Annotated in this window: 13 protein-coding genes; 5 read left to right on the top strand and 8 right to left on the bottom strand. The window is 55.7% G+C overall.

Annotated features, from left to right (window positions below; all coding sequences use genetic code 11):
• Window positions 1–42: 42 nt before the first annotated feature.
• From AC3DKS_RS00415 to AC3DKS_RS00395, 5 genes are read left to right on the top strand one after another with little or no spacing between them, the layout of a single operon-like run.
• Window positions 43–603, top strand: a complete 561-nt coding sequence (locus tag AC3DKS_RS00415) for an RNA polymerase sigma factor (RefSeq protein ID WP_041327146.1) — start codon at window positions 43–45, stop codon at window positions 601–603.
• Complete coding sequence (locus AC3DKS_RS00410; RefSeq protein ID WP_272608119.1) at window positions 600–1,157, top strand: hypothetical protein; 558 nt, start codon at window positions 600–602, stop codon at window positions 1,155–1,157. The genes AC3DKS_RS00415 and AC3DKS_RS00410 overlap by 4 nt, the downstream gene beginning before the upstream one ends.
• The gene (locus AC3DKS_RS00405) at window positions 1,138–2,229 is read left to right on the top strand and encodes a DUF4097 family beta strand repeat-containing protein (RefSeq protein ID WP_272608117.1); all 1,092 of its coding nucleotides are present in this window, start codon (window positions 1,138–1,140) and stop codon (window positions 2,227–2,229) included. The genes AC3DKS_RS00410 and AC3DKS_RS00405 overlap by 20 nt, the downstream gene beginning before the upstream one ends.
• A gap of 55 nt (window positions 2,230–2,284) precedes the next feature.
• Window positions 2,285–3,019, top strand: a complete 735-nt coding sequence (locus AC3DKS_RS00400; protein WP_272608115.1) for a head GIN domain-containing protein — start codon at window positions 2,285–2,287, stop codon at window positions 3,017–3,019.
• Window positions 3,020–3,078: 59 nt separating this feature from the next.
• Entirely contained in the window at window positions 3,079–3,813 is a 735-nt protein-coding gene (locus tag AC3DKS_RS00395; RefSeq protein WP_272608113.1) for a head GIN domain-containing protein, read from the top strand.
• A 65-nt stretch (window positions 3,814–3,878) separates the two neighbouring features.
• Here the strand turns inward: AC3DKS_RS00395 and AC3DKS_RS00390 are convergent, their stop codons facing one another.
• From AC3DKS_RS00390 to AC3DKS_RS00355, 8 genes are all read right to left on the bottom strand, one after another.
• Window positions 3,879–5,201: an MFS transporter gene (locus AC3DKS_RS00390; protein ID WP_272608111.1), complete on the bottom strand. Its 1,323-nt coding sequence runs from the start codon at window positions 5,199–5,201 to the stop codon at window positions 3,879–3,881.
• 99 nt (window positions 5,202–5,300) lie between these two features.
• Window positions 5,301–6,107, bottom strand: a complete 807-nt coding sequence (locus tag AC3DKS_RS00385; protein ID WP_015754507.1) for a M48 family metallopeptidase — start codon at window positions 6,105–6,107, stop codon at window positions 5,301–5,303.
• 43 nt (window positions 6,108–6,150) lie between these two features.
• On the bottom strand, window positions 6,151–8,550 hold the full coding sequence (locus AC3DKS_RS00380; protein ID WP_272608109.1) for a glycoside hydrolase family 31 protein: 2,400 nt from the start codon (window positions 8,548–8,550) through the stop codon (window positions 6,151–6,153).
• Between the two features lie 155 nt (window positions 8,551–8,705).
• A complete protein-coding gene (gene glgB, locus AC3DKS_RS00375) occupies window positions 8,706–10,601 on the bottom strand; it encodes a 1,4-alpha-glucan branching protein GlgB (RefSeq protein WP_272608107.1) in 1,896 nt (631 codons plus the stop codon).
• Between the two features lie 19 nt (window positions 10,602–10,620).
• The gene (locus tag AC3DKS_RS00370; protein ID WP_474731744.1) at window positions 10,621–12,297 is read right to left on the bottom strand and encodes a maltokinase N-terminal cap-like domain-containing protein; all 1,677 of its coding nucleotides are present in this window, start codon (window positions 12,295–12,297) and stop codon (window positions 10,621–10,623) included.
• 3 nt (window positions 12,298–12,300) lie between these two features.
• Entirely contained in the window at window positions 12,301–14,238 is a 1,938-nt protein-coding gene (locus tag AC3DKS_RS00365) for an alpha-1,4-glucan--maltose-1-phosphate maltosyltransferase (protein ID WP_272608104.1), read from the bottom strand.
• A 130-nt stretch (window positions 14,239–14,368) separates the two neighbouring features.
• Window positions 14,369–15,763 (bottom strand): alpha-amylase family glycosyl hydrolase, encoded by a 1,395-nt coding sequence (locus tag AC3DKS_RS00360; protein WP_272608103.1) that lies wholly within the window; start codon window positions 15,761–15,763, stop codon window positions 14,369–14,371.
• 100 nt (window positions 15,764–15,863) lie between these two features.
• Complete coding sequence (locus AC3DKS_RS00355; RefSeq protein WP_272608102.1) at window positions 15,864–17,387, bottom strand: MFS transporter; 1,524 nt, start codon at window positions 17,385–17,387, stop codon at window positions 15,864–15,866.
• Window positions 17,388–17,480 lie beyond the last annotated feature (93 nt).

Raw genomic sequence — 17,480 nt, 5'->3', positions numbered from 1 at the left:
CAATCCGTAAATTGAATCATCTATAAGACAAAGAACAACTTTTTGAGCCAACTAACGGAACATACTGATGTTTTGTTGCAAGCGTGCCTGCAGGGCGACCATCACGCACAGATGAAAATTTACGACCGGTACTACCGCGCCATGTACAACACGGCGGTCCGGATCGTAAAGGATGCCGCAGAGGCCGAGGATATCATGCAGGAATCCTTTCTGAGTGCGTTTACGAAGCTGCACACCTATAAAGGTGAAGTGACCTTCGGGGCCTGGCTGAAGCGCATTGTGATCAACAACAGTATCTACCACTACCGGAAACAGCAGAAAAACCGGGAAGTGGCGTTGGAAAGTGTCATGTACAAGGTCGAAGACAAGGATGAAGCTGATGCTGATTCCGGGAGTACGGAACAACTGGCTCAAAAAGTCCTGGAAACCATGAAGCAGCTAAAAGACAGCTACAGAATTTCTTTGACCTTACACTTGATCGAAGGTTATGATTACAAGGAGATCTGTGAAATCATGGATATGAGTTACGGCAATTGCCGCACGACCATCTCAAGGGCCAAGGAACGGCTCCGTCAGATGCTATCCATAACACCAAGCGTATGAAAGAGAAAGACAACACATTGGAATCGCTGTTCGGGGAACTCCGCGGCGCCATGGACCACATGGAACCATCGGAAGGCCACCGGGAGCGATTCAATCAACGGCTGGGAGAACCGGCAGCCCCAAAGACACGCAGGCAGAACCTCTGGGGGCCACTGGCCCTGGCGGCATCGTTTGCCTTACTGATCACAGCCTCGGTTTTCCTGTTCCGGCCGGACGCCAGCATGGAAGAGCAGGTGGCTGAAATATCGCCGGAAGCCTCCCGAACCTCCTACTATTTTGCGAACCTGGTCCGGCAGCAGGTGGGTGAACTGGAAGCCCTCAGCAGCCCGGAAACCCGGCCGCTGATCGACGATGCGCTCCGCCAGCTCGGCCAACTGGAGGCAGATTACGGCAAGCTGGAATCCGACCTGGTAAGCGGCGGGAACAGCAAACTGATCCTCAGTGCCATGATCAATAATTTTCAGACCCGCATCGACCTCCTCCAGGAGGTGATGCAGCAAATAGAACAAATCAAACAATTCAAAAATGCGAATGATGAGACAAATACCCTCTAAACTGATCCCCCTTATACTTGCCGTGATTGCGATCGCGGGCACGGCACGTGCGAATGACCCGGTACTCAAGGGGAGGCACACCAAGGAAAAGACCATCAAAAAGGAATACCAGGTCAATGCAGATGCCCTGCTGAAGATCGCTAACAGCTACGGCAACCTGGTACTTACCTCCTGGAACGAGAACCGCGTGGTCATCGAGGTGCATATCACCACCAATGGCAACAATGAAGAGAAAGTCCAGAAAAAGCTCGACGACATCGATGTGGAATTCGAGGCGAGCGCCTCCATGGTCTCGGCCCGGACAAAGTTCCAGAAAGAAAGTTCCTGGGGCTGGTGGGGCAACAACAACAATGTGAACATGCAGATCAACTACACGGTAAAACTACCGGTTAAGAACTCGGTGAACCTGAGTAACGACTACGGCAATATCAGCCTGGATCGGGTAGACGGCCACGCACGGATTTCATGCGACTACGGCCGGCTGGATCTCGGGGAGCTGCGGGGCAGGAACAACGACCTGAATTTCGATTACACCTCCAAATCCCGGATCGGCTATATCAACTCCGGTAAAATCCGGGCGGATTACTCCGGCTTTGTCATTGAAAAAGCGGGGAACCTGGATATTGCGGCGGATTATACAGACGCCATGGTAGAATCGATGGAAAACCTCACCTACGCCAGCGATTACGGCAACCTGGAAGTTGGTGAAGCGAAAAATGTAAAGGGAAACGGTGACTATATCAACGTGAAGCTGGGCACCCTGCACGGCCATGTGGACATTTCCGCAGATTACGGCTCCATCCGCATCGGCCGGTTGGCCGAAGATGCCGGGAACGTCAGCATCCGCACCGATTATACGGGTATCAAGATCGGGTACGACCCGGACTACCATTTCGATTTCGAAATCAGCACGGAATACGCCGGGGTGAGTGGCAAGGAAGATTTCAACGTCAATGTGAGCCGGGAAAAGAACAGCAGCCGGTTTTACCAGGGGTACCACGGCAGCAGCGGCAGCGGGAACATGGTAAATATTACCAGCGACTACGGGAGCATTTCGTTTACCCGGAATTAGTAACAAAGAGCGCAGTTTGGCTACCAATAACCAGAATCAATCTAGATCGGCTACAATGAAAAACACATGGATCATCGGGATATTTTGCCTGCTGACCGCCTGCAATCTCAACGGGCAGTGGGGCAAAAAAATTAAGGGAAACGGGAGCCGGCAAACGGAAACCCGGGAGGTTGGCACCTATGATGCCATTACCGTATCGCACATCTTTACCGTGTACCTCGTTTCCGGAGCGGAAGGCACAATCCGTATCGAGGCCGAAGAAAACCTCATGGAGTACATCCACACGGACGTTTCCGGGGACGAGTTAAAAATCCGGGTGGAACGGGGCGTGCAACTCCAGCCCAGCCGGGAATTCCGCAAGGAGGGGATCCGGATCTGGGTCCCGGTGGAGTCCGTCAACGAGGTTTCGGCCAGCGGGGCCAGTGACCTGATCGGGGAAACCGCGCTGACCGCAGAACGTTTCGAGATCAATATCTCCGGCGCCGCCGATGCCGAATTGGATATCGCGGCAGATTTCCTCCGCGTCCAACTCTCCGGCGCATCGGAACTCAGGTTGCAGGGCTCCGCGGAAACGCTGGAGATTGAAGGAGCCGGCGCTTCCGACCTGGATGCATACGGACTGACGGCCCGCCATGTGGATGCAAGACTTTCGGGATCCAGCGATGCGGACGTTACGGCCAAAGAATCCCTGAAAGCCCGCGTATCCGGTGCCGGGGGGCTCTCGTACAAAGGAGACCCGCCCCGCCTGGAGAGCAAGGCCAGCGGTGCCGGGCATATCCGCAAAGGCTGAAGCCCGGGCGGGCATAGCGCCCATTATCATTAACAAATATTATTTAAACAACTATCATCGTGAAAAACACATTATTATTCGGTATCTGCTGCCTGTTGGCCGCCTGCAACCTCAGCGGGCAATGGGGTAAAAAAATCAAAGGAAATGGGAATACCGTCACGGAAACCCGGGATGTAGGCAGATACGAGGGGGTCTCCCTCTCCGGCTGGTTCGACGTTGAACTCGTATCGGGTGCAGAGGGCACCATTACCCTGGAAGGAGAGGAGAACCTCCTGGAACACCTCGAAACGGAGGTAGACCGCGACGGCACCCTGAAAATCAAAACGGAGAAAGGATACAACCTGCAACCCTCCTCCTGGAGGAATGGCGGGATCCGGATTACGGTCCCCGTCGAATCGATCGGGGAGGTTTCCCTTTCGGGTTCCGGGGATATTGTCGGCAAGACCCGGCTGGCCGCCGGACATTTCCGGACCACCATGTCCGGTAGCGGGGATATCTCCCTGGAGGTGGAAGCCGAAAACCTGGATGCCTCCCTCTCCGGGTCCGGGGACATTGTCCTGAGCGGAACGGCAGGAGCTGTTGAAATACGGGTTTCGGGGTCCGGGGATGTCCGGGCCTATGACCTGGATGCCCGGGAAGTGGAGGCGGTGGTATCCGGATCGGCAGATGTCCGGGTGACGGTGCGCGAATCCCTTACGGCGCGGGTTTCCGGATCGGGCGACATCCATTACCGGGGCAACCCGGCCCATGTGGATTCCAAAACCTCGGGGTCCGGAGATGTAGTGAAGGAGTAACGGGTTTTCAATCAATGGACGTCACAGTCAATCCGCCCCGGAAAGCGCCCCGTGCCTTTCCGGGGCTACTTTTTAACGCGGACCCGCAATAGCAGGAAAATCCCCAGGAGAAAGAAAACACCGAGCATCAGCGCAGCCGGCCGCATGCTGTTGTTCATCTGGGCTACCAGGGCAAAGATGGACATCCCGATAACGATGCCGATTTTCTCCGCCACATCGTAAAATGAGAAAAATGAAGTCGTGTCTGTGGTTTCCGGCATCAGCTTCGAATAGGTAGACCGGGAAAGTGCCTGGATGCCGCCCATAACCAATCCAACACACCCCGCGGCGATATAGAATTCCATCGGTTGCCTGACAAAGTAGGCGTAGATACAGATTACGACCCAGAGGGCATTGATCACCCCCAGGGTGGGAATATTGCCGAAGGCCTTTGAGGCCCTGGCAGTAAGCGTGGCACCGGCCACTGCCACCAACTGGATCACCAGGATGCTGACAATCAGCCCGGTGGTGCGCTCGGAATCCGTCCCCCAGGCTATTTCCTCTTCTCCGAAATACGCCGCGATCAACATGACTGTTTGCACCGCCATACTGTAGACGAAAAAGGCGCCCAGATACCGTTTGAGCACCGGCAGGTCCCGCAACTGGCGCCAGACGCCCTGCAACTCCCGGAATCCGTTGAAAATAATACGGGTGCGCTCCCCCTCCCGCCGATACCCCTTTGGCAGGTGGTAGAACGTATACTGGCTGAACAGGATCCACCACACACCCACACTGACAAATGAGTACTTCATCGCCAGGATCTCGGCGGGTTCCCCGGCTGTATCGACAATCCCGAAGGTATCCGGGGAAAGTACCATGGCCAGGTTCACCAACAACAGGATCACACTGCCGATGTAGCCCAGGGAAAACCCTTTGGCGCTCAGGCGGTCCTGTTGTTCCGGGAAGGCAATGTCCGGCAGGTAGGAATTGTTCATGGCAAAGCTCACCCAGAAACCGATAACGCCCAGGAAATAAAATACAAGCCCTACCAGGAGCGTATCCAGGGTAAACCAGTAGAGTCCAATACATGAGATGCCGCCCAGGTAGCAGAAAAATTTCATGAAGAACCGCTTATTCCCCAGGTAATCGGCAATTCCGGAGAGCAAGGGTGTGATCAGGGCGATGACTACAAAAGCGGCTGCGGTGGTATAGCTGATCAGCGGGGTGCGCCCCAGGGTCACCCCAAATACGGTCACCTGTTCCACTTCGGCCAACCGGAAAATCGCCCCCAGGTAGAGCGGGAATACGGCCGAGACGACCGTCAGGCTGTACACCGAATTCGCCCAGTCGTAGAAGGCCCAGGCATTGAGCAGCCGGCGGCTGCCTTTGTTTGCAAATGCTTTCCCCATAAAAAAAACCATCCAGTTCCCCGAATGGCTTTCAATATACAATAATTAGGCGCTCTGGTCCCCCGACCGGCCAAATTGTGCGAGACGTCCCCGAAGTTACTACTTAAAACTGGTCACCCCGAATTTGCGGGCCTCCTCCTTGGCCAGGGGCGCCCACTCGGTCAGGTTGTCGATCCGGGTTTCATTGGACGGGTGCGTACTGAGGAATTCCGGGGGGGCTTGCCCACCCTGGGCCTTCATCCGCTTCCAGAGTTCGGCTGCTTCATCCGGGTTGTATCCGGCAATCGCCATTATCTGCAGTCCGATCCGGTCTGCTTCCGTTTCGTGGCTCCGGCTGAACGGCAACATGCCCCCAACCGTGGTTCCCAGGCCATAGGCCTGCATATAGGCATTCCGCTTTTCCGGGTCGTCCACGGCTACGGCCACGCCAACAGCCCCGATTTGTTGCAGCATCCCGGCACTCATACGCTGTGCCCCGTGGTCGGCAAGGGCATGCGCCACTTCATGGCCCATGACCACCGCCACGCCGGTTTCTCCCTGGCAGATCGGCAGGATGCCCGTATAGAAGACAATTTTACCCCCGGGCATGCACCAGGCATTGACTGTTTCGTCTTTGACCAGGTTGTATTCCCAACGGTAATCTTTCAGGTAGCCCGGGTATCCGTTGGCGGTAAGCCATCGCTCTGCCGCATTGGCAATACGCTGCCCAACGGCGGTTATCATATTGGCCTCCGCCCCGGTTTCTACAACGTTGTTCTCTTCCAGAAACTGGTCGTACTGGGCAAAAGCCATAGGGAATATCTGGCTGTTCGGGTAGAAGTTCAGGGTGTTTTTTCCGGTAAACGGATTCGTTTTGCACGCGGCTACCGAAAGGAATAACACACATGCCAGCAAGGCCTTTTTCATATGAGGAAATTTGAATTCGTGCACCGGGTAAATTACGAAAAAATCAAGTCCCGCTTATGTGCAATACGCTGAAATTTTTGCTGATTTCAATGGTGTTGTCCCCGTTGATGCGAAGCTCTTTCAACGGGACCTTTTCATTGTCGATCTCGACGCTTTTGATGCGGAACGGCAGGCCCACCAGGTTGATCTTAAAGGTATCATAGGAGGTGATAAAGGAGCCGTCCTTGAATTGTTGCAGGATTACCTCCTTTTCCTTTCCGCTGAATCGGAAATTCCGGATGCTGTACCCGCCCTTTTTGTAGTCGTAGCCGTCCTGGGCGTCCTCGTAAAGCGTCGATTGCTCCTGCCCCAGTTTGTAATAGACATTCAGCTCCATCTGTTCGAGCTTCTTCTCCCCCACGTATTGCTGCACCGGGAATTTCGGGATAATGGCCCCCTCCCGGATAAAGATCGGGATCTTGTCGATGTCGGCCACCACCCATTTTTCGCTCCCGCCTTCCACGATTTCCCCGGTCCAGAAATTGTGCCACTTCCCCCGCGGGATATACATCCGGCGGCCCTTGGCATTGGGCTCCTGGATCGGGCAGACCAGGATCTGGTCCCCGAAGATGAATTCGTCTGTGCGGAAATGCGTCTGCGTATCCTCCTGGTCGTAATACACCAGGGGTTTGAGCATCGGGACGCCTTCCTTGACGTATTTCCAGAAGCTCGTGTAGAGGTAGGGCAGCAACTGGTACCGGAGTTCGATAAATTTCCGGACTATCCCGGTCACTTCCTCGTCAAACGACCAGGGTTCCTGGTCGCCGTGGTCGCCGCTGGAATGCACCCGGCAGAAGGGGTGGAATATCCCCAGCTGCACCCACCGGGCAAAGAGTTCCCCGTTGGGCTGTTCTGCAAAGCCCCCGATATCCGAGCCGACAAATGAATAGCCGCTCATGCACATGCGCTGGACCTGAACGTTGGCAATCCACAAATGTTCCCAGGTTGCTACGTTGTCCCCGGTCCAGGTACAGGCGTAGCGCTGGGTCCCTGCGTAGGCCGCCCGCGTAATCACAAAAGGACGCTTCGGAAAGACGTATTTCTTGACCCCCTCGTACGTGGCCCGGACCATCTGCATCCCGTAGATATTATGGGCCTTCCGATGGCTGCAGGGGTTCCCGTCATAGTCGTGGCGCATATCCAGGGGGGCTGTTTTGGTGGGGACTTCCATCACGGCCGGTTCGTTCATATCGTTCCACACGGCGTGCAAGCCGCTTTCCTTGATGAAGTCCTCGTACAGTCCGGCCCACCATTCCCGGACTTCCGGATTCGTATAATCCGGAAAACTACAGGGCCCTGGCCATACTTTCCCATGCATAATCGGGCCGTCCGCGCGTTTGCAGAAGTAATCGTTTTCCAGGCCTTCCTGGTACACCCAGTAGTTCCGGTCTACCTTGATCCCCGGGTCGATCATCACCACGGTCTTGAACCCGTCCTTCTCCAGGTCGCCAATCATTTTCTTCGGGTTCGGGAAGCGCTTCTTATCCCAGGTAAAGCACCGGAACCCATCCATGTAATCGATATCCAGGTAGATCGCATCGCAGGGAATTTGCAGTTTCCTGAAGTTTTTGGCCAGTTCCCGAACGCGTTTTTCCGGGTAATAGCTCCACTTGGACTGGTGGTACCCCAGCGCCCACAGGGGCGGAAGTTCCGGGGTGCCGGTAAGGTCCGTATAGGACTGCACCACTTTGGATATGGCCGGGCCGTAAAAGAAGTAATAATTCATCTCCCCCCCGTCGGCCCAAAAGCTCGTTACGTTGCGGCGTTCATGCGAAAAATCAAAATGGGTACAGAAGGAATTGTCAAAGAAAATACCGTAGGCCTGGTTGTTGTGCAGGCCAATGTAGAAGGGGATTGCCTTGTAAAGCGGGTCCTGCTCCTTGCCGAATGCGTACTGGTCCGTAACCCAGTTGTTGACGCGCCGTCCCTTGAGGTTCGAATGGGTCGCCTTGTCGCCCATCCCGTAAAAGCTCTCCGAAGACTGGGTAATCTTGCTCATTTTTACGGTATTTCCCCCAAAAGCGTAATTCTCTTCCCAGTGGAATCCCAGTTCGTCCTCGTTGATGATGTTGCCCTCCAGGTCGGATATTTGCACCCGGAGGCTCTTCTTGTCTACCAGCACCTGCAGGCGGGAGGTGAAGATCCGGTAATCCGATTCTGTTTCCTCGTCCCGCAATTCGTTGTAACCCCCGGTGGCATCCGGGGCTATCGCATAGGAAAAATCGGGTTCGAAATTATAATCCGTGGCATAACGGAAGCGCAGGGCGCTATTCCGTAAAACGGTGATTTCCAGGACGACCCCGTTGTCTGTGGTAAAATAAAATTTCCCGGAGTCCGTATGGTAGTCCACCACTTGATTGGGATACAAATTGCCTTTGTACTCCAGTTCCGTATTGGTGATCATAGTCGGTTATATTAAAGCCTCACAAAAAAAAGACAATACGGCGAGAATAGGAAATGTTTCCCCCGTCAAATATGAACGATAACGTTTGCGACTGTTCCCCAAGCCGGTTTTGCTGTAATCTGCTGGCTGGCACCCGGGAACATTCTACCATTCATTTACCGGAAAACCACTACCGAAAGGGGCGGCAGGTTAATTTCAACAGACCGGTCGAAACCGTGCCAGGGGGTTTTGCTGATCTTTGCCACGCCGTTTTCCATGCCGCTGCCCCCGTATTTCTCGGCGTCGCTGTTGAACAATTCCTTCAGCTGCCGGGTTTTGGGCACCCCGATCCGATACCCTTCCCGGGGCACCGGCGTCAGGTTGCAGGCGATGATCAGGTTGTCTTTGGGCTCGTTCCCCATGCGCATATAGGTGAGGACGGAATTCTCCGCATCCCCGTAGTCGATCCACCGGAATCCCTCGTGGCTGTATTGCTTTTCATACAGGGCGGGTTGTTCGCGATAGAGCGTATTGAGGTCCCTGACCACCTGTTGTACCCCTTTGTGAAAATCGTACTGCAAGAGGTGCCAGTCCAGGCTCTGCTGGAAGTTCCACTCGGACGACTGCCCGAATTCCCCCCCCATAAAAAGCAGGTTGGACCCCGGATGGGTAAACATATAGCCGAACAGCAGCCGCAGGTTGGCAAACCGCTGCCATTCGTCCCCGGGCATCCGGTAGAGCAGCGATTGTTTCCCGTACACCACCTCGTCGTGCGAAAACGGCAGCATAAAGTTTTCGGTAAACGCATAGGTCATGCTGAAGGTAATATCGTTCTGGTGGTGTTTCCGGTAAACGGGTTCCTTCTTAAAGTATTCCAGGGTGTCGTGCATCCAGCCCATCATCCATTTCATACCAAAGCCCAATCCGCCGACATCCACCGGCTTGGTTACTTTGGAGAAGGCTGTGGATTCCTCCGCGATGGTTTGCACCCCCGGGTAGTTCCCATAGACCTGCGCATTGAGCTCCCGGATAAAGGAGATGGCTTCCAGGTGTTCGTTATTGCCGTACATATTGGGCTCCCACTCCCCTTCTTCCCGGGAGTAGTCCAGGTAGAGCATGGAGGCTACGGCATCCACCCGCAACCCGTCCACGTGAAAGTGGTCCAGCCAGTAGAGGGCGTTGCTGATCAGGAAGGCGCGCACTTCGTTCCGGCCGTAATTGAAGATCAGGCTCTTCCAGTCCGGGTGGTAGCCTTTTCGCCGGTCCGGGTGCTCGTAAAGGTGCGACCCGTCAAAATTCCCCAGCCCGTGGGCATCTTCGGGGAAGTGGGACGGCACCCAGTCCAGGATCACCCCGATGCCGGCCCGGTGCAGGGCATCCACGAGTACCTTGAAGTCCTCCGGTTTCCCAAAGCGGGAAGTGGGCGCAAAATACCCCGTTAGCTGGTACCCCCAGGAAGGGTCGTAGGGGAACTCCATGACCGGCATAAATTCCACATGGGTAAAGTTCATCTCTTTGACGTATTCCACAAGCTGGTCGGCCAATTCCAGATACGTCAGGAATTCGTTGTCTGCATTTCGCCTCCAGGAACCCAAATGGACTTCATACACGGAATACGGTTTGTCCAGCCCGTTGTGCCCGGCCCGGTTTTTCATCCAGGTCCCGTCCTTCCATTTGTGGTCATCCGCCCAAACAACGGAGGCTGTTTTAGGCGGGTGCTCCGAATACCGCGCAAAGGGATCCGCTTTTTCGGTTTTGACGTCATTGACATGCGAATGGATCTTGTATTTATAAAGCGTACCCTGGTCCAGGCCAGGGATAAAGCCTTCCCATATGCCACTTTCATCCCACCGGACGTTCAGGGGGTGCTCTCCTTCCAGCCAGTAATTGAAGTCGCCGACCACGGAAACCGATTTGGCCGAAGGCGCCCATACGGCAAAATACACGCCTTTTTCACCATCCACTTCGGTGAGGTGGGACCCCATTTTCTCGTAGAGCCGGTAGTGCTTCCCGGATTTAAACAGGTTGATGTCGAATTCCGTAAAAAAGCTATGCGGGATAACTTTGCCCATAGTCAGTTGTTGTGTTTTGTTAATCGTTAATGATACTCCGGATGCCTTCCAGGGGGATTACAGCCCAGTCCGGGCGCGAATTCATTTCGTATCCCAGTTCGTAAACGGCTTTCTCCAGCATGCAGTATTTCAGCAGGAAAATCCGCTCGGCACTGTAGCCGATGTTGATGTTGTGGTCCTGGATCATCTGAACGTATGTGTCCAGGAAAACCCCCACAAAATACCGGTATAGCACCTCGCCCGCGGCAAAAAGTTCGTCCTGGGGGTACGGATACTTGCCCGGGTTGTCGAAAATGGTGGCGTACACTGCGTAGTGGAAGGAACGGAAAATTCCGGCAATATCCTTCAAAGGGGGTTGTTTCACTTTCCGGTCCCGGATGGTGCTCTCTGGTTCCCCCTCGAAATCGAGCAGGAAAAAATCATCCCCCTGCACGAGGATTTGGCCCAGGTGGTAGTCGCCGTGTACGCGCAACCGCTCCCCCTTGAGTTTGGTCCAGTCGAAATTGACAAACCGCTTCCGGATTTCATTCTTCCGCTCCAAAAATTCATTGGCGAGTTCCAGGGCCTGCCCCTCGAGGCGTCCCAGGTTGTTCTCCACCATGTTCAGCCGGTTCTGGAACATGTAGAGGAGCCGGTTTTTTAACCATACTTCATAATCCCCGTTAAAACGGGTGGGCGTAAATGCTGTATCCTCGAATTCTGAACCCAGGGCAATGTGCATTTCCGCCGTTCGCTGCGCCAGTTTCTGGAGTTTCAGAAAAACGCTGAGACCGGCCCAGTCGATGATTTCCGGAGGTACCTGCCGCGAATTGATCCGCTGGAAAAGCTCGAGTTTCGGCAGGCGGTCCACCCGTATCCCCTTGTATTCGAGGTTGCAGAAGATTTTGTGCAGCTCTTTGAGCATATAGTCCCAGGCATCGCCCTGGTTGGGGACGAGTTCCTGCATGAGCGCAATGGTCACATTGACGTTGTCCGTGTCCATGATACTGAGGCTCCCCTGATAAGCCGGGGTGTTCTTATAGCCTTTTCGTTCGGACAGGAACCGGCTCATTTCGTAGTCCGGGTTCTTATCGGCGTAAATCCGGCGGAAGAACTTGATGACGGACTTCCCGTTGATAATGATCGAGGTATTGCTCTGTTCGAGCCCCATAAATTTCGATGACTCGTACGGGGTGCCCCGAAATTCCGTGCTCTTGTGGTACCGCACGCGGGTGGTGTCGTTGGGTTCCGCCATCAGGATGCGTTCGTAGACCAGCCGTCGGAATGCCTCCAAATTGACTGCATCGATGATAAAGCCCTCCTGGCCGCGGATCGCCAGGGGCAGGATCCGGTCTCTTTCCGCAAAGCTCTCATCCGATACAAATGCAATAGGCAAAAAATAATGCTGGTAGAAGGCCTCCTCGAAATTGACCTCCAGGAGCAGGCCGTAATACACCTCCTCGTTGTGCTGAATCCTGAAGTACTCCTGCAGTTCGATATACTTCATCGTGCTGGACTTGCCCCCGTACCAGCGTTGCTGCACCACGTAGTTTTCCAGCACATCCGAAAGGAAGACCTCCACGAACCGCTCGTCGTCCATGAGCTGTTCCCAGGGGATATCAAATTGGAGCCCTTCCACCTGGACGGCTTCCTGTGCCGGGGCCTCCGCGCTATCGGACCCTTTCTGCTGCTTTGCTTCTGCTGCTTTTTTCGCCATGACCTATCTTCTGATATGAAAGATATGGAAAGGAAGGCCGGGATGCAACTCCGCGTAGTTCCATTCCTTGTCCCATCGATAGCTGGTCTGGGTCATCAAATCCACCACTTCCAGGGCCCCGCCGGAATCCGGCCCCATGGCTTCCCAGGGGATGCGCACAAACCCGCTCTGGCTGCCGAACTGGTCCAGGCTGATAACCACCAGGATTTCATCCTGGCGCAAGTGATCCCACTTATAATAGGCCAGCATCTGCGGGTTTTCCAGGCCGCAGAAATAGATGTTGTTGGTCTGTTGCAGGGCCGGGTGTTCCCGGCGGATGGCATTCACCTTGGAAATGACGTGCGTCAGTTTGTTTTTCACCCCCCAGTCCCAATGGCGGATCTCGTACTTCTCGCAATCCAGGTACTCCTCCTTGCCGGGCAGCGGGGCATTGGCCATATACTCAAAAACGGGGCCGTAGATCCCGATATTCCCCGAGAGCGTGGCTGCCAGCCCATAGCGGATCAGGTGGATCGCTTCCCCCGCGTTCTGCAGGTGGTGCGGGTTGATGTCCGGGGTATTCGGCCAGAAGTTCGGCCGGTAGTACTCCCGCATATCCGTTTGGGTGAGCTCCACCATATAGTCGATCAGCTCCTGTTTGTGCTCCCGCCACGTAAAATAGGTGTAGGACTGGGAAAAGCCCTGTTTGGCCAGTTGCTGCATGATCCTCGGGCGGGAAAACGCCTCGGCCAGGAACAGGACGTCCGGGTGTTTCTTTTTGACTTCGGCAATCAGCCAGTTCCAGAAATAGTAGGGTTTTGTATGCGGGTTGTCCACCCTGAAAATCGTTACCCCGAAGCCGACCCATTGGAGGGTTACTTCCAGCAATTCCTTCCAGAGCGCCTTGTATGCGGGTGTTTCGAAATAAAAGTTGACGATGTCCTGGTATTTCTTCGGCGGGTTTTCCGCGTACTGCATCGTGCCGTCCGGCCGCTTGCGGAACCATTCGGGGTGCTCCGCAATGTACGGGTGGTCCGGGGCTGCCTGGAAGGCCAGGTCCATGGCGATCTCCAACCCGTGTTCCCCGGCTTTCCGGACCAACTGCCGGAAATCCTCCTCGGTTCCCAGTTCCGGGTGGATGGCCCGGTGCCCGCCGTGGCGCGACCCGATGGCCCAGGGGACCCCGCAGTCCCCATCCTCCGCCTCGGTGGTATTGTTTTTGCCTTTCCGGTTCTTTTCCCCGATCGGGTGGATCGGGGGGAAATAGACCGTGTCGAAACCCATCTCCGCAATCCGGGGCAGCAACCGCTCGCAATCCGCGAAGGTGCCGTGTTTTCCGGGGGTCGGGGAAGCCGAACGCGGAAAAAACTCGTACCACGTACTGAACTCCGCCTTCTTCCGGTCTACGTAAACCTCCAGGGGTTCCGTGGTATTTGCCAGCCGGCGCTCCGGGTGCTCCATAAAGAGCTCGTGCAGGCGGTCGGAAACCGCGGCCTCCACCGCCTGGTCGTACCGCCCTGCATCCTCAAATACCGGGATCAGGTCCCTGGCATAAGCCCTGTCGGCTTTTCCGGCATCTTTGGCCAGGTGTTCCAGGTATTGCACCCCGTCGAGCAATTCGCTCCGGACGTGCTGCCCGTCCCGGATCTTTGCCCCGATCCCGTGTTGCCAGTTCAGGGCGTAATCCACCCATCCCCGGACCTTGTACTGATAAAATCCCTGTTTGGCAACGGTAAAGGAGGCCTGGTAACGGTCGTTTTCCAGGGGCAGCATCCGCACGCTGTCCCAACGCCGCTCCGATTGGTGTTTGTAGAGTACCTCGGCCTGCATTACGTCGTGACCGTCCGGAAGGATGTCGGCGGATACCTCCACGGTATCCCCTACCACCCGTTTGATAAAAAATTTGCCGCAGTCCAACTGGGGCCTCACGGCATCGATAACTACGCGTTCTTGTCGGAACATATTTGTCTGCTTGTTTGTCTGCTTGGTATGTCTTTAAATGTAACCAATTCCTGAGATTTGGCGAAACCCGCGGGAACCCGGGCCAATTAGGTGCGGGCGAGCCGGAGCCGTTAAACGCAACGCCACGGCTTTACCTGTTTGAATACACCCGGTATTCCAGCGGCTCCAGTACCAGTGTATCCCCGGGCCCCAGAAATCCGCTTTGCCCACCGAATATCCGCTTGTACTCCCCGGAATAGCCCAGCCCGCCCAATACGGCCTCCCTCGGGTGGGTCGAAAGGTTTAAGACGACGACCACCCGGTCTGTTTCAAAACCCCTTGTAAAGGCATAGACCCAACGGTCCACCCCCGTCGGGATTTTAACCACGCGGCCCCCTCCCTCCGTATTCCAGAGGGCCCGGTTGCGGTGCCGCAATTCATTCAACGCCTTGTAAAAATCAGTATACGGGTAGTCCCCCCAGGAGATTTCGTCTTTCTCAAAAAAAGCCAGTTGGCGGTCCATGGCGGCTTCCTGCCCGGAATAAACCAGGGGGATCCCCCGAAGCGTGGCGGCAAGGACGGCAAAGACAAGGTGGGCAGCGCCCATACGCCGGAACTCCGTTCCCGCCCAGGCGTTTTCATCGTGGTTGGAAGTAAAATACATCTTCAGGCCGCGCCGGTACCTTTCCGCCTGCCGGCTGAGTTGCCGGTCGATTTCCAGGGCATCCGCTGTGGCTGTTGAGTCCTCCACGGGCGATGCCGCTATATTCCCCTGATCGAGTTGCCTTCCCCCTGCTGCGCCCCCCAGGCTTTTGGCTATTTCGTTGAACAGGTGGTGCATGTCCCAGCCGTAATCTGCGGTGAAATACCCGGAATTCACCAATTCGGAGTCCTCGGCTTCCGCCAGCATAAAAAGCGGCCTGATCGCATACAGGGTCCGCGTACACTCCTCCCAGAAATCGACCGGGACACCATGGGCCACGTCCGCCCGGAACCCGTCGATCCCGGATTCCCGGACCCAATAGGTCATGGCGTCTATCATCGCCTGGCGCATCTCCGGGTTGCCATAGTCCAGGGCCGCCACGTCCGTCCATCCCCAGGATTTCCCCGTGCCCGGGTTCACCGGGTCGATTATTTTACCACTATCCCCCCGGATATACCAATCCGGGTGCTCCCGGATCCAGCTGTGGTCCCAACCCGTGTGGTTTGGCACCCAGTCCAGGATCACGCGCATACCGAGGCGGTGGATCTCCTCCACGAGCTGGCAAAACTCCTCGAAAGACCCGAAATCCGGGTTTGTAGCCAGGTAATCTGAAAGTGCATAGGGGCTGCCCATCGGGCCTTTCCTTCGTTCCCGGCTAACGGGTTGCACCGGCATAAACCAAAGGATATCGACCCCCATATCCCGCAGCCGCGGTAAGTGGTTCCGGAATGCGGCAAATGTACCCTCCGGCGTATATTGCCTCAGGTTCACCTCGTAGAGGTTCGACCACCGCAACCAATCGGGTACCGGGGTGTCTATGGCAGTATTTGAAGCGTCTTCCATGTGTTGGCAGTTCTTTTCATCGGGTTGATCTCGCGTCACCGCCCCTGGCGGCGGCTCCGTGCGGAAACCCCCAGTACCCTTGCCACAAAGCACCGGGCGATCAGCTTTTGGTCATCCCGGCCAAATCGATGGCGCGCCGGTCGCGTACCCTGAGCGTCAGCAATCCCGACAGGATCATCGCCAAGCCGCCCACAACCAGGGCATACACGGGCTCTCCTCCGAACAGGCCGCTGACCAGGAACCCAAGGATCGTGGCAGCCACCATTTGCGGGATAACGATAAAAAAATTGAACACCCCCATGTAGTATCCCATTTTTTTCGGGGGCAGGGCGCCGGCGAGCATCGCGTAAGGCACCGAAAGGATACTGGCCCAGGCAATTCCCACTCCGACCATGGACAGGAGCAGCCAGTCCGGGTCGGTGATGAAATACACGGACATCAGGCCCAACCCGCCCAGGGTGAGGGCGATCAGATGGGTGATCTTCCGGCTCGTCTTCTTGGCCAGGACCGGCAGGAGGAACGCCACTACAGCGGCCACCCCGTTATACACCCCGAAAAGCACAGTTACCCAGTCTGCCCCGTCATTGTAAAGTTCGGAGGTCGTATCCCGGGTGCCGTAGACATGTCCGGTAACCGCCTGGGTGGTATAGATCCACATGGAAAAAAGTGCGAACCAGGAAAAAAACTGGACCCAGGCAAGTTGTTTCATGGTGTCCGGCATATTGAGCAGGTCGGACATGATGGTCACAAAACCATTGCGGCCCTTCCGGCGCCGAATAGCAGACGCCGCCAGGAAGAGGATGCCAACCAGGGCAAAGCCCACGGTGAGGACATAGAGTTCTTTTTGCAAATTGTAATAATACGGGATGGCCGTAGCGAGCAACCCCGCGGCCAGGAACATGATACCATACTGCCGCAACCGGGCAATCCGCCGCTCGTTTTCCTCCGGAGACAGGTCGGGGGTGGGGAAATCCCGGTTCTCCTCGAATTGCTCCAATTCTTCCGGACTGTATTCGCGGGATCGCCAGACGGTCCAGAGAACCGCAGTCAGGAAGACGCCCCCCCCGACATAAAACGACCATTTTACCGAATCCGGGATCACCCCTTCCGGTGCCGTATTGCTGATCCCCAGCCAATTGGTAAACACATAGGGCATCACGGAGCCCACCACGGCGCCCAAACCGATAAAGAAACTCTGCATGGCAAAGCCCAGGGTTCGCTGGTCTCCGGGAAGGTTGTCCCCTACAAAGGCCCGGAACGGCTCCATGGCGACGTTGATGGAGGCATCCATGATCCAAAGCATTCCCGCTGCCACCCACAGGGCAGGTGAATTCGGCATGATGCACAGGGCGATAGAGGCCAGGATGGCCCCGGCCAGAAAATAGGGGCGCCTGCGGCCCAGCCGCGTCCAGGTGCGGTCGCTGAAATACCCGATGATAGGCTGCACCACCAGGCCGGTAACCGGCGCTGCTATCCAGAGGATGGGGATCTGGTCTATTTCCGCCCCGAGGGTTTCAAATATCCGGGAGGTATTGGCATTTTGCAGGGCGAATCCGAATTGGATACCCAGGAATCCGAAACTCATATTCCAGATTTCCCAGAAACTCAGGCGTTTTTTCTTCATGGGCGAGTCGTTCTCGATTCAATTGGCTGGCCGCCTTGCCGTTTGGCGTGTGCGGGACTTAAATATAGGGAAAATCCCAGCGGAAATAACCCC

Source organism: Robiginitalea sp., from assembly GCF_982776155.1.
Note: the sequence above shows the minus strand (reverse complement) of the source record. Positions and strands in the feature narration are given on the sequence as shown.

Coding starts and splice junctions, on each gene's coding strand:
- AC3DKS_RS00385 (WP_015754507.1), bottom strand. CDS start 6,107: ATGAAAAAGGCCTTGCTGGCATGTGTGTTATTCCTTTCGGTAGCCGCG.
- AC3DKS_RS00405 (WP_272608117.1), top strand. CDS start 1,138: ATGAGACAAATACCCTCTAAACTGATCCCCCTTATACTTGCCGTGATT.
- AC3DKS_RS00365 (WP_272608104.1), bottom strand. CDS start 14,238: ATGTTCCGACAAGAACGCGTAGTTATCGATGCCGTGAGGCCCCAGTTG.
- AC3DKS_RS00370 (WP_474731744.1), bottom strand. CDS start 12,297: ATGGCGAAAAAAGCAGCAGAAGCAAAGCAGCAGAAAGGGTCCGATAGC.
- AC3DKS_RS00400 (WP_272608115.1), top strand. CDS start 2,285: ATGAAAAACACATGGATCATCGGGATATTTTGCCTGCTGACCGCCTGC.
- AC3DKS_RS00355 (WP_272608102.1), bottom strand. CDS start 17,387: ATGAAGAAAAAACGCCTGAGTTTCTGGGAAATCTGGAATATGAGTTTC.
- AC3DKS_RS00380 (WP_272608109.1), bottom strand. CDS start 8,550: ATGATCACCAATACGGAACTGGAGTACAAAGGCAATTTGTATCCCAAT.
- AC3DKS_RS00390 (WP_272608111.1), bottom strand. CDS start 5,201: ATGGGGAAAGCATTTGCAAACAAAGGCAGCCGCCGGCTGCTCAATGCC.
- AC3DKS_RS00360 (WP_272608103.1), bottom strand. CDS start 15,763: ATGGAAGACGCTTCAAATACTGCCATAGACACCCCGGTACCCGATTGG.
- AC3DKS_RS00410 (WP_272608119.1), top strand. CDS start 600: ATGAAAGAGAAAGACAACACATTGGAATCGCTGTTCGGGGAACTCCGC.
- glgB (WP_272608107.1), bottom strand. CDS start 10,601: ATGGGCAAAGTTATCCCGCATAGCTTTTTTACGGAATTCGACATCAAC.